Source organism: Roseibium sp. MMSF_3247 (assembly GCF_030733765.1).
GTDB lineage: Bacteria > Pseudomonadota > Alphaproteobacteria > Rhizobiales > Stappiaceae > Roseibium.
The window spans coordinates 1-12,424 of sequence record NZ_JASHII010000005.1; the positions used below are offsets into that span (position 1 = coordinate 1).

Below are 12,424 nucleotides of genomic sequence, written 5' to 3' on the forward strand. Positions count from 1 at the left end.
GAGCGGACTTTGGCAAAGACCTCGATCTCATCCCCTTCATCGAGCGGCTGATCGCCGATCCAGTTCATTTCGCGCAGCAGGATCGTGTGTGTTGCCAAAGCCTCACGCGGGCCCACGATCACGCGGCGTTCGTCCGCATCAAGGCGCACCACGTAAAGCGGCTCGCCCGTGGCCACACCAATGCCTCGGCGCTGGCCGATCGTGAAGTGGATGATGCCGTTGTGTTCACCCAGGACCCGGCCGTCCATATGGACAATCTCGCCAGGTTCGGCAGCGTTTGGCCGCAGCTTTCGGATCACCGCGGCATAGTCTCCGTTCGGCACGAAGCAGATGTCCTGGCTGTCAGGCTTGTTGGCAACCGACAACCCGAACTCTTCGGCAAGGGCACGGACTTGAGACTTCGGCATGCCGCCGAGCGGAAAGCGGACGAAATCCAGCTGTTCCTGCGTTGTGGCAAACAGGAAGTAGCTCTGATCCCGGTCAAGGTCCGTGGGGCGGAAGAGCGCACGCTTGTTGCCCTGGGCTGCCGAGCGAACATAGTGGCCGGTGGCCAAGGCGTCCGCGCCAAGATCCTTTGCCGTTTTCAAAAGGTCGGTGAACTTGACGGTCTGGTTGCAGGAGACGCAGGGAATGGGGGTTTCGCCGGCGATATAACTGTCGGCAAACCGGTCCATAACCTGTTCCTTGAAGCGGCTTTCATAGTCGAGCACGTAGTGCGGGATGCCGATCTTTTCGGCGGCCCGGCGTGCGTCATGGATGTCGACGCCCGCACAGCATGCCTTTGCCTTGGCGACGGCGGCGCCATGGTCATAGAGCTGCAAGGTCACACCAATAACATCATAACCTTCGGCGTGCATCAGCGCGGCAACGACGGAACTGTCCACGCCGCCGGACATGGCAACGACCACGCGCGTGTCTTCGGGGCGGCCGGGAAGATCCAGACTGTTCAACATGTTCAAAAGCACTTTCAGAAAGTTCGGGCCCTGCCGGTCACAGGCGTTCAGTAAGCGCTGTGTCCGGTCACCCCGGAAACGCTCGTTTCCTCGGGCCATTTCCAACTGGGGCGCACTATACAGATAAGGGCGCTGCTTGCCAATTGCGAGCCGTGCGCACCCGGCATGCATTGCCGGAGCGGCAAAGCTTGCCGCGTTATGGCTGGTTGGTGTCAGGTTGGCAGGGTTAAAATATTTTGAGATTCAATGCCTTGACTGGATTTTTGAAACTGGCCCGCGGTTTGCTTTCTTATTCTATGACTCTGTCTGCCCAATTGCGGGCAAATTTTATTGAGGTGCTCTTGTGCTGCCTTTTGGATTGATGACCGATATGACTGCCGCTTCTTCGCCTGCCAATCGTGGCGGTGCGAGTGTTGCCGGGCCCATGGGGGAAGCCGAGAACGGGTTTCGGCAGTTTTCGGATGATCTTCAGGAGACCCTGCAGGCATTGGCGCCTGACAGTGTTGCGCAAGAAGGCGGCGCTGTCTCAAGCGGTCAGTCAGCACCGAACCTGGATGCGCCGAAGGCCGATGCGGCAGAGCTTGCTGGCGACGCCGTTGTGAGCGCAGAAGCTGCAGCGGGTGACGAGGCGCTGGAGGCCGGTGCCGTCCTGGCCGATGACCCCGGTGCTGCCGTTCCTGGAAGCTTGGGGGAGATTTGGCAGGCTGCTGCTGGTGAAGCCCCTGTCGTTAATGGTGCTGGACCTGTTCCTGCTGCTGAAGATGGCGGATTGGCTGAAGAGGCGGGCCTTCCGCTCGTTCGTCCCGCCGGTGACGGCGATGCAGCTGCTGCAGGAAGCCGAGGTGGTGATATTCGGGGCGAGGCAGTTGCTGCGAAGGCAGGTGCTGCCAGCAAGCCTGGTTTTGCGTCCGCATTAGCTTCTGCTGGACAAGGCGCCGCTGGTGCGCCACCTGCAGCCGGGGTGTCCGAGGCGGCCCCTGCCAGCTCTTCACAGGATGTCTCTGATCTCCCGTCTCCGGTAAATCGTCAGCCGATCATCGCTCAGCAGGTTGAAACTGCTGCCGGTGATGTGGCTGGGCAGGAGGGAAAAGCGGCAGCAACGGTGGTTAAGGTTGCCGATCCAGCAAAGCCGCTATCACCATCATCTGCCGCTGAGGACGGTCTCAGCCGGACAAATGATGCGCCGATCATTGAGCCAAAGCAGCGGCGATGGCAGGTAAGTTTGCCGCCGGAGTTGCGCTCGCAGTCCGTCATGGTTCAAACGGCACCGCAAAACGTACCGGTTGCTCAGGCTGAGGCTTCGGACGAAGTTCTCGATCCGCTTCAAAAAGCGGCGAGGGCTCAAGCAGCAGCGCAGGCCGCCGGGTCCAAGGAGCCTGTTGCAAAGCCTCTGAACACGTCTGCACAAGCCGGTGCACAAATCAATGCACAGCCAGGGATTTCTTCTGCAGTCAATAATCAGCCTGTTTTGGTTCCGCAGACCGCAGAGGTGTCTGTGACGCAGGAAGAGGCAAGTGTCCGTCAACCAGCTGCGCCTGAGGTTGCAAGGCCTGCGCCGGTGACACCGTCGTTGCCTCAAGCGCAACCGGCTCCGGCAGCAAGCGCACAGCCTCCTGTGACGCCAGTTGCCGTTTCAAACCGGCCGACGAACTCCACCATCCCGCAGCCAGCAATAGCAGAGCAGGGTGGTGCGGATCTGGGTGTTGATGACCTTGCTGTTGATGTGGACGCTGAACCTGTGCGTTTGGAGCGCAGACCAGCTGGAGAGGTGTTGTTCGCAGGGGCGAAGGCGCCTTCGGTGAATTCCGCAACACCGCAGATGCAGGGACTGAGCAGCGGCCAACCGCAGATGGTGGCCATGCAGAGTAGCGGCGGAGCTGGTCAGCAGAGTGCTATCCCTGCAGCTGCTCTCTCAAATGAAATAATCGCGGATGAAGTTCTCCCTGCATCGGCTTTTGAAACAGATCTGGGTGCGGACCTTGATTTCACCGCGACCGTGCGCGGTGGTGAGATGCAGGGAGCTGCCCGCACCGAAGCCTTGCAGACGCCAAATCAGGCACAAAGCTCTCAATTGGCCTCTCAGGTCGCAGTTGAGATGGCACGGAACCTGAAAAACGCGCAGACCCGGTTTCAGATGCGGTTTGATCCTCCCGAGCTCGGGAGAGTTGATGTCAACATGAAGGTTGCAGCGGATGGCAGTGTTCAGGCGCATCTGATTGTTGAGCGTCCTGAAACGCTCGACATGTTCCTGCGGGATCAGCGCGGTTTGGAGCGCGCGCTCGAGGCGGCCGGGCTGAACACCAATTCAAATGATCTGCAGTTTTCGCTGAAACAAGGGCCGGGACAACAGTTTGCATCCCAGGATGAGCAGGGACAGCAAAACGGGCAATCCGGCACAGCCAATACCGATGCGGATAGCGGCGGAGATGCCTCTGCGGATGAGACCATGGATGGACAACTTCTCAGGATGACGCTGGCAGAGCAGCGCGGCGGTCTGGATGTAAGGATTTAATGGGCACCTAGAGTGCCTGAGGAGAGTGTGATGACCTTTTTTTCACCGAGTACAAGCAACACCACCAGCACAAGCGGCGCGACACAATCGTCGAGCCAATCCAGCACACAGGCTAGTGAAGCGGGCTTGTCGGCGAACTACGAATTGTTTCTCAGCATGCTGACCACGCAAATCCAGAATCAGGATCCCTTGGATCCGCTCGATTCTGCCGAATACACCAACCAGCTGGTTCAGTATTCGAATGTCGAGCAGTCTATTCAAACGAACAAGAACCTCGAAGAGATGATCAGTTTGCTTTCCAGCAATCAGTCATCTGCCTACGTGAATTACATCGGCACCGAAGTGACGGCCGCTGGCGGAACGGCAATGTTCGATAACGGTCAGGCGAACTGGAAATACGATGTCCTGGAGGATGCGACCGGGACCGTCGAGATCCTGAATGATGCAGGGCAGACGGTCTATTCCGGGGAAATTGAGCTCAAGGCGGGCGGTGGCACTTACACATGGGATGGGGCCACTGACTTGGGAGGCACGGCATCCAAGGGCGCCTACACGATCCAGCTGGATGTAAGTGACAGCGCCGGGAATGCCGAGCCCGCATCCATCGAGGTCTCGGGTGTCGTTGATGAAGTGGATTTTAGCGGAGCCGTTCCGTTCCTAAGGATTGGGGAGCTCTCAGTTCCGGTGAGCGCGGTGAAGTCCGTACGGTCTATCTAAATCTCGTTGGCTAAGTAATTTGCCTGAAATTAGTGGTTTTGCAGGGCGCCAGTGAAAGCTGGCGCCCTTCATTTTTGCATCTTGAGCGGATTTCAGCGCATTGCATTGCAAATTGCATGGCGGCAGGCTTATGGTTAACAGAACCTAATAAGTTTCACTTGTTTTTGAAGTAATGAATTCATCAATCCCTAAATATCATTCACAGATTCCAGATATTATAGTTAATAAAAGTCAAATATTGCTTTAGTCGTTTGTTAAGCGTCATTGTGTAGTCTCAAACTCAACCTTGGTCATGGTTAGTGTGAGAGTACAATGACCGAACAAATTCGTTCGCGTGTAAAATATGTCATCGGCCCGGATGGGAGCCCGCTCACGATTGCGGATCTTCCACCTACCTCTACCAAGCGCTGGGTTATCCGGCGGAAGGCGGAAGTGGTAGCAGCAGTGCGGGGCGGCCTATTATCCCTCGAGGAAGCCTGTCAGAGGTATACCCTGACAGTGGAAGAGTTCCTGTCTTGGCAGAGCTCGATCGAAAAACATGGATTGGCAGGGCTACGCGCAACGCGGATCCAGCAATACCGGAATTGATGGCCTGACAGCCAAAGATATTAACGACCGCGTGGGGGCGGTGCGACGAGGTCGGCTTAGCCGGCCTTTTTTGTTGCGCGCTTTTTCGGTAAACTTATCCAAAGGTTAATGAGGTGGGCAGTTTTTCCCCACTTCAGTTGCAAAATGCCTTAGCGAATTTCGCAGAAAACAGCCAACTCACCCGCATTGATAATGTTTTGTTAACTTCTTGTTAACCTTCCGGGCGGCAAATTTTGCCCATCAGAGGCATGGCGTGATTTGCCGACTCTGCCGATAAGGGCAAGTGGCAGGCGAAAGATGCGGGCGGGCATTCGTGAACGGACTTATTGAATTCATAAAAACACTGGGACCAGCGCGGATAGCGGCGATGGGGGCCGTTGCAGCGATCCTGGTCGGTGTCTTTGCGTTTATCATCTTCCGGGTGACTGCGCCGCAGATGACGACGCTCTACAACGAGCTGACGCTTGAAGACTCCGCAGCGATCGTCTCCCAGCTTGAAAGCCAGGGGGTGCAGTTCAAGTTGGCCCGCGAAGGCGCGTCCATCATGGTGCCGCAGGAGCAAGTCGCGCGTTTGCGGATGCAACTCGCCGCTGAAGGCCTCCCGACAGGTGGTTCCATCGGGTACGAGATTTTCGACCGCTCCGACACGCTCGGCGCGACCAGCTTCGTTCAGAACATCAATCACCTCCGTGCAATGGAAGGCGAGCTGTCGCGCACGATCAGCTCCCTCGACCGGATCCGCTCCGCGCGTGTTCATCTCGTGATCCCTGAGCGCCAGCTGTTCCAGCGTGACCGGCGCCCGCCGTCTGCTTCAATCGTTTTGAACGTGCGTGGGGGACTGGGGCCCGGAGAAATCCGTGCGGTTCAGCACCTCGTGGCGACGGCTGTTGACGGGCTGGACCCGGATAAAGTGTCAATTGTCGATGAATCCGGCCGCTTGTTGGCGTCGGGCGCAAGCAGCGATGACGAGGGCATGGTATCTGCCCGGCTGCAGGAGCGTTCAACTGCCATCGAAAGCCGCCTGCGCAATCAGGTCGAGGAAATACTGAATTCCGTTGTCGGGCCAGGCCGTGCCCGGGTGCGCGTCAACGCTGATATCGATTTTAATCGTCTGACAGAGACGACAGAGACCTTTGATCCAGAAGGGCAGGTCGTCCGCTCGACCCAGACGAAGGAAGAAGCTACGTCCAGCACGCGTCAAGATGGGCAGGTCACGGTTGGAAACGAGCTTCCAAATGCCGACGCAAATCAGAACAACGAGGCTGAAGAGCAAGATACGTCTTCGCTAACCGAGGAGATTGTCAATTACGAGATCTCCAGATCCACACGCACGGAAGTCGTTGAAGCTGGCCGTATCACACGTCTTTCGGTCGCAGTGCTTGTGGACGGCACCTACGAGACTGATGGAGATGGCAATTCCGTCTACACACCGCGCTCGCAGGAAGCTCTCGACCGGATTGCTGTGCTTGTGCGTTCAGCTGTGGGGTTCGATGAAGCGCGTGGCGACGTTGTTGAAGTGATCAATCTTCAATTCGCCCTGCCGCCGGAACTCGACATTGCTGAAGCAGATGGTCTCTTTGAGTTTACGCGCTCTGATATCATGCGGTTTGCAGAGCTCGGTGTCCTGTTCCTGATCGCAATTCTGCTCCTCCTCTTCGTCGTCCGTCCGCTTCTGCGCCGTATCGTGACACCGGAAGAGCGGCAACCGCAGGAGTTGGTGATCGGCCCAGATGGTACGTTGGTCGCTGACAGCGAAGTGCCGAAGGAGGAAGAGGAAGAAGATGAATTCGTGATCGAATGGTTGGAGCAGGCAAAACAAGAAGGTGCACTGCAGGCCAGTTCGATCGCGAAGGTTGGCGAAATGATCTCTGATCATCCAACCGAGGCCGTGAACATTGTCCGTGGTTGGCTAGATGAGCAGGCGGCGTAATGGCAAGCGATCAGCTACAACAACACCTTACAGTCAGCGTTGATGAGGAAGAGCGCGAACTAAAGGGCGCAGAGCGGGCGGCGGTTTTGCTGCTGGCTCTCGGTGAATCTCACGGTGCACCCATCTGGGATAAACTGGACGAGATCGAGGTTCGGCAAGTGTCCGCTGCCATGGCGAACCTTGGACCTGTCACTCCGAACATGCTTGAGGATCTCTTCAAGGATTTCGTGCGCCGCATCAGCTCGAAAGGCGCGTTGACCGGAAACGTGGATGCCACTGAGCGGCTGCTAGCGACCTTCCTGCCAGGCGACAAAGTCTCTGTCATCATGGAGGAGATCCGTGGTCCTGCAGGCCGGAATATGTGGGAGAAGCTCTCCAACGTTCAGGAAAACGTTCTGGCGAACTACCTGAAGAACGAGTACCCGCAGACCGTTGCGGTGGTCCTGTCGAAAATCAATTCCGATCACGCGGCGCGCGTCCTAGGCATCCTGCCTGAGGAGTTGGCGCTCGAAGTTGTCAGCCGGATGCTGCGCATGGACGCGGTTCAGAAGGAAGTTCTGGAGAAGGTCGAGCAAACGTTGCGGGTGGAATTCATGTCCAACCTGACCAACACCTCGCGCCGGGACAGCCATGAAATGATGGCTGACATCTTCAACAACTTCGACCGTCAAACCGAAGCCCGTTTCCTGGCAGCTTTGGAAGAGGACAACCGTGAAGCGGCAGATCGCATCAAGACCTTGATGTTCACCTTCGATGATCTGCTGAAGCTGGACGCGGCAAGTGCTCAGACTTTGTTGCGGCATGTAGAGAAAGATCAGCTTGCGATCGCCCTGAAGGGCTCTACGGACGCAGCACGCGAATTCTTCTTTGGCAATATGTCTTCGCGTGCCGCGAAGCTGTTGCAGGACGATATGGAGGCCTTGGGACCGGTCCGCTTGCGCGATGTAGACGATGCGCAAACTGGAATGGTCAATCAAGCCAAGGATTTGGCTGCCAAGGGTGAGATTATGATCTCGAAATCCAAGGGCGATGAAGAGATCATCTACTAATGCGGCACGAGGCTGGGACATATACGAGATTGGGCACGATGACGAACCCGTCTAAATTTCTGTTCAACACTGACTTCGCCGAGCCCGAAGAGCCCGAAGTTGTTGAGCCGCCGAAACCGGAAATTCCGATGATGCCGGTCGCCGACCACCAGGCCCAGCTCAAAAAAGCCAAGGCGCAGGCATTTGAAGAAGGCCGGGTTCAGGCGCTCAAGGACTTGCAGACCAAACAAGAAACCTTGTTAACGGAAGAGGTTGGGCACCTGGTGGCCGCCGTGGGCCGGGTACTGGAAACCATCGACGATTCCGTTGCCAATCAGGAGAAGGATGCTGTCGGCCTTGCATTTCTTGTGGCTAGACGCCTCTGCGCACATCTGATTGCCCGGCAGCCACTGGCAGAAACCGTTGCTTTGGTGTCAGAGTGTTTGGGCCCTTTGCGGCGGGCACCCCATCTCGTCATTCGTGTGGCTGAGCGGGACGTGGAAGCGCTTAAGGCCAAGGTCGACCCCATCATTCATGAAAAGGGTTTCGAGGGGCGCCTGGTCATTCTTGGCGAGCCGGAGATTGCCAGAGGCGATTGCCACATCGAGTGGGCGGATGGCGGAATTCGGCGGGACCGCAAAGCTCTTGAAGCTGAAATTGATGGCAGCATCCGCGCGTATTTGAAAGCAGGGCGCACTCCGAAACCGGCTCCGAAGGCCGATGGAGCATCTGAGAAAGACACTGAGGCATGAGTGACGAACAAGACACAAACATCCCTCTGGATGAATTGGAAGCGCCGGACCGGGTTGGAGAGGCTGAGGAGATCCATAATCCTCAGTCGGCAGCCGATCTTGAAGCGGTATTCGACGTTCCGGTTAGGATCTCGGCGGTCCTGGGGCACTCGAAAATGCATGTGTCGGACCTGCTGAAACTCGCGTCAGGTACGGTGTTGGAACTCGACCGCAAAGTCGGGGAAGCCATTGATATTTATGTAAATGATCGCCTAGTGGCACGTGGAGAGGTTGTTCTCGTTGAGGACAAACTCGGTGTGACCATGACGGAAATCATCAAGACCGATCGATAGAAGAGGGATCGTATGCGTCTGCTGATTGTCGGAACTCTGGGCGGCCAGCTCACTGCAGCGTCGAAGATCGCCATGCAGCGTGGAGCTCAGGTCACGCACGCCGATGACGTCGAAGGAGCACTGAAAGTCCTGCGGTCCGGCCGTGGCGCCGATCTTTTGATGGTTGAAGTTCACCTCGATATCGAAGGTCTGATCGCCAAGCTGCAGGCGGAACGGGTTCATGTGCCTGTGGTTGCTTGCGGTGTCGAAACAGATGCACAAGCTGCCGTTTCCGCAATTCGTGCCGGGGCGAAGGAATACATCCCGCTGCCTCCGGACCCGGAGTTGATCGCAGCCGTTCTTGCTGCCGTTGCCCAGGATCGTGGCGATCTGATTTACCGCGACGACGCTATGGCATCCGTTGTGAAACTTGCAGAACAGGTAGCACCGTCCGAGGCGTCCGTCCTGATCACGGGGGAATCGGGGACCGGTAAAGAAGTGATCGCCCGTCACGTGCACAAATGCTCAAACCGCGCGTCAAAGCCATTCATCTCGATCAATTGCGCAGCCATTCCAGAACATCTTCTTGAATCCGAATTGTTCGGACACGAGAAGGGGGCTTTCACCGGCGCAGTTGCCCGCCGGATCGGCAAGTTCGAGGAAGCCGATGGTGGCACACTGCTTCTGGACGAAATTTCGGAAATGGATGTCCGGCTGCAGGCAAAATTACTGCGGGCGATCCAGGAACGTGTCATCGACCGGGTTGGCGGCACACGGCCTGTACCCGTGAACATTCGCATTCTGGCGACATCGAACCGCGATCTTGCCGAGAGTGTGCGGTCTGGAAGCTTCCGGGAAGATCTGCTCTTCCGCCTGAATGTCGTCAATCTGAAACTGCCGCCCTTGCGCGAACGCCCAGCCGATATCATGGAGCTGGCGCAGTTCTTCATTGCCCACTATTCGGAAGCCAATGGCGTGCCGATCCGCCAGCTTTCTCTGGAAGCGCGGCAGGCTCTGATGTCCAATCAATGGCAGGGCAACGTTCGTGAATTGGAAAACACGATGCACCGCGCCATTCTTCTGGCAAGCGGCGCTGAGATCGGTGTTGAAGCCATTCGCATGCCGGACGGTACACCGTTAAGCGCTGCGCGGGGACCTGCAGAACGGGCGGCGCAAACTGCTGAGGCTGTCACCCGGAATTTCGTTGGCCGGACAGTTGCCGACGTGGAGCGGGATCTGATCCTGGACACGCTCGACCACTGTCTCGGGAACCGGACGCACGCGGCAAAAATCCTTGGGATCTCCATCCGGACACTTCGCAACAAGCTGAATCAGTACACGGATGAGGGCGTTCAAGTGCCGAGCCCGGGCGAGGCAAGGGGCTAATCAAGTAGCAGGTTGACATATAAGCAACTGAATTCGCGTCAGTTTGGAATGGGATCTAAGTCGTAAATGTCAGACACAGCAGCAGGTGGTGGCGGTCCAACCGGACCAAACACCGGGCAGGAGGGTGCTTCCGGAGCGCCATCCGGCGCTGCCGTTTCGGGTTTTCCGAGCGTTCATGAAATCATTGATACGCTGCGCAAGGGCGATGTCGGCCTTGCGACCGGTATTTTGGTGATCCTGACGCTGCTGATCCTCCCGATGCCACCGGTCATGCTGGACATGTTCCTGGCGGTGTCGATCATTTTCTCCGTCCTCGTCTTGATGACAGGACTCTTCATTCAAAAGCCGCTTGAGTTTTCGTCATTCCCAACGGTTCTTCTGATCGCGACCATGTTGCGGCTTGGTCTCAACATAGCCTCGACCCGGCTGATCCTGGCAAACGGCCATGAGGGCACGGCTGCTGCGGGAAATGTCATCCAGTCGTTCGGCAATCTGGTGATGGGCGGCAATTTCGTCATCGGGATTATCGTTTTCGCGATCCTTGTGATCGTGAACTTCGTCGTCATCACCAAGGGTTCGGGCCGTATCGCGGAAGTCGCAGCCCGTTTCACATTGGACGCGATGCCGGGTAAGCAGATGGCGATCGACGCTGATCTGTCTGCCGGGCTTATTGATGAATCGGAGGCCAAAGCTCGCCGCAAGGCTCTGGAAGATGAAAGTTCGTTCTTCGGGGCGATGGACGGTGCTTCGAAGTTCGTCCGCGGAGACGCAATTGCGGGCCTTCTGATCACATTTATTAACATTCTGGGCGGCATTTTCATCGGTGTCGCGCAGATGGAGCTGACCTTCTCGGAAGCTGCCAACAACTACACGCTTCTGACCATTGGTGACGGTCTCGTTTCCCAGATTCCGGCATTGATCGTGTCTACGGCTGCCGGCCTGCTTGTTTCCAAAGCTGGGGTTCATGGAGCCGCTGACAAGGCGCTCACAAGCCAGTTTACAGGCTACCCCAAGGCGCTGGGCATGTCGGCGGCCGTCATGGTGGTGCTTGCCCTGTTGCCTGGCATGCCGATGATCCCATTCCTGGGCCTTGCTGCGGGAGCCGCATATCTCGCTTATCAGGTCGGGGCGAACAAGAAGAAGGAAGCGGCCAAGGCCGCCGTGGTCAAGGCCATCGAAGAAGCGCCGCAGCCGCCACCGGAGCCGCCAATCACAGATGCGCTTAAGATGGATGAACTGCGGATCGAGCTTGGCTATGCACTGCTGCCGCTGATCAATGGCAAGGCCAACGGCGATTCTGATGTCCTGACCGAGCAAATCAAGGCCTTGCGGCGCCAGATTGCGGGCGACATGGGCGTGATCATGCCGCCGGTCCGCATCCTCGACAATATTCAACTCGGCGCAAATGACTATGTGATCAAGGTGAAGGAAGTTGAGGCCGGGCGCGGCATTCTCTATCCAAACCACTTCATGGTCATGGACCCGGCGGGCGGGCAGGTCAAATTGCCGGGCACGCACACCACAGAACCGACCTTTGGACTGCCTGCGACCTGGGTCGAGGCGCAGTACCGCGAAGACGCCTCCTTGCGCGGTTACACCGTTGTGGACCCGGCGACCGTCTTGTCGACGCATCTGACAGAGACCATCAAGAACAATATCAGCGAATTGCTGACCTATGGTGATGTTCAGAAACTCCTGAAAGAACTCAAGGGCGAGCAGGCCAAACTGGTCGAAGACCTGATCCCATCCCAAATCACCGTGTCCGGCGTTCAACGCGTGTTGCAGGCCCTGCTAAACGAGCGGATATCCGTGCGCGATCTCGGCACGATCCTGGAAGGCGTTTCGGAAGCAACGGGCATGACCCGCAACACGGACACGATTGCAGAGCATGTCCGCACGCGGCTCGGCCGGCAGATTTGTGCAGCTAATCTTGCAGCCGGTGGGTACCTTCCGCTCATTGCCATGTCGCCACAATGGGAACAGGCTTTCTTGGAGGCCATCATCGGTGAGGGGGACGACCGCCAACTCGCGATGCAGCCGAGTAAGCTTCAGGAATTTGTTGGGGTGGTACGCGACGCCTTTGAGGAAGCGGCCCAGCAGGGTGAGGTTCCTGTTCTGTTGACCTCGCCGCAAACCCGGCCGTTCGTTCGCTCCATTGTGGAACGCTTCCGGGCGCATACAACGGTCATGAGCCAGGGCGAAGTCCATCCTCGGATCAAACTGAAGACGATTGGTTCAATCTGAAAC

General features: G+C 57.3%; 10 protein-coding genes. 9 read left to right on the forward strand and 1 reads right to left on the reverse strand.

All coding sequences use genetic code 11. The features are described from left to right. Positions 1–953: tRNA 2-thiouridine(34) synthase MnmA (gene mnmA, locus RBB44_RS16660; protein WP_306156137.1), on the reverse strand; the 953-nt coding region annotated here is incomplete at its 3' end. Positions 954–1,323: 370 nt separating this feature from the next. Between mnmA and RBB44_RS16665 the strand changes: the two genes are divergently transcribed. The 9 genes from RBB44_RS16665 (at position 1,324) to flhA (ending at position 12,421) form a co-directional block, all read left to right on the forward strand. Beyond that, on the forward strand, positions 1,324–3,465 hold the full coding sequence (locus RBB44_RS16665; protein WP_306148786.1) for a flagellar hook-length control protein FliK: 2,142 nt from the start codon (positions 1,324–1,326) through the stop codon (positions 3,463–3,465). A 30-nt stretch (positions 3,466–3,495) separates the two neighbouring features. Next, on the forward strand, positions 3,496–4,182 hold the full coding sequence (locus tag RBB44_RS16670; protein ID WP_306148787.1) for a flagellar hook assembly protein FlgD: 687 nt from the start codon (positions 3,496–3,498) through the stop codon (positions 4,180–4,182). 312 nt (positions 4,183–4,494) lie between these two features. Beyond that, positions 4,495–4,770, forward strand: coding sequence for a DUF1153 domain-containing protein (locus tag RBB44_RS16675; RefSeq protein WP_008194991.1), 276 nt, complete (start codon positions 4,495–4,497; stop codon positions 4,768–4,770). Positions 4,771–5,083: 313 nt separating this feature from the next. Continuing rightward, on the forward strand, positions 5,084–6,700 hold the full coding sequence (gene fliF, locus RBB44_RS16680) for a flagellar basal-body MS-ring/collar protein FliF (RefSeq protein ID WP_306148788.1): 1,617 nt from the start codon (positions 5,084–5,086) through the stop codon (positions 6,698–6,700). Continuing rightward, positions 6,700–7,749 carry a flagellar motor switch protein FliG gene (gene fliG, locus RBB44_RS16685; protein WP_209174422.1) on the forward strand — a complete coding sequence of 350 codons (1,050 nt, stop codon included), beginning with the start codon at positions 6,700–6,702 and terminating at the stop codon, positions 7,747–7,749. The genes fliF and fliG overlap by 1 nt, the downstream gene beginning before the upstream one ends. 38 nt (positions 7,750–7,787) lie before the next feature. Then, complete coding sequence (locus RBB44_RS16690) at positions 7,788–8,480, forward strand: FliH/SctL family protein (RefSeq protein ID WP_209002074.1); 693 nt, start codon at positions 7,788–7,790, stop codon at positions 8,478–8,480. After that, the gene (fliN, locus tag RBB44_RS16695) at positions 8,477–8,812 is read left to right on the forward strand and encodes a flagellar motor switch protein FliN (RefSeq protein ID WP_133945899.1); all 336 of its coding nucleotides are present in this window, start codon (positions 8,477–8,479) and stop codon (positions 8,810–8,812) included. The genes RBB44_RS16690 and fliN overlap by 4 nt, the downstream gene beginning before the upstream one ends. A gap of 12 nt (positions 8,813–8,824) precedes the next feature. After that, entirely contained in the window at positions 8,825–10,177 is a 1,353-nt protein-coding gene (locus RBB44_RS16700) for a sigma-54 dependent transcriptional regulator (RefSeq protein ID WP_306148789.1), read from the forward strand. A gap of 66 nt (positions 10,178–10,243) precedes the next feature. Further along, positions 10,244–12,421 (forward strand): flagellar biosynthesis protein FlhA, encoded by a 2,178-nt coding sequence (gene flhA, locus RBB44_RS16705; RefSeq protein ID WP_209180940.1) that lies wholly within the window; start codon positions 10,244–10,246, stop codon positions 12,419–12,421. The last annotated feature ends 3 nt before the right edge of the window (positions 12,422–12,424 follow it).

Coding starts and splice junctions, on each gene's coding strand:
- RBB44_RS16665 (WP_306148786.1), top strand. CDS start 1,324: ATGACTGCCGCTTCTTCGCCTGCCAATCGTGGCGGTGCGAGTGTTGCC.
- RBB44_RS16670 (WP_306148787.1), top strand. CDS start 3,496: ATGACCTTTTTTTCACCGAGTACAAGCAACACCACCAGCACAAGCGGC.
- RBB44_RS16675 (WP_008194991.1), top strand. CDS start 4,495: ATGACCGAACAAATTCGTTCGCGTGTAAAATATGTCATCGGCCCGGAT.
- fliG (WP_209174422.1), top strand. CDS start 6,700: ATGGCAAGCGATCAGCTACAACAACACCTTACAGTCAGCGTTGATGAG.
- RBB44_RS16690 (WP_209002074.1), top strand. CDS start 7,788: ATGACGAACCCGTCTAAATTTCTGTTCAACACTGACTTCGCCGAGCCC.
- fliN (WP_133945899.1), top strand. CDS start 8,477: ATGAGTGACGAACAAGACACAAACATCCCTCTGGATGAATTGGAAGCG.
- RBB44_RS16700 (WP_306148789.1), top strand. CDS start 8,825: ATGCGTCTGCTGATTGTCGGAACTCTGGGCGGCCAGCTCACTGCAGCG.
- flhA (WP_209180940.1), top strand. CDS start 10,244: ATGTCAGACACAGCAGCAGGTGGTGGCGGTCCAACCGGACCAAACACC.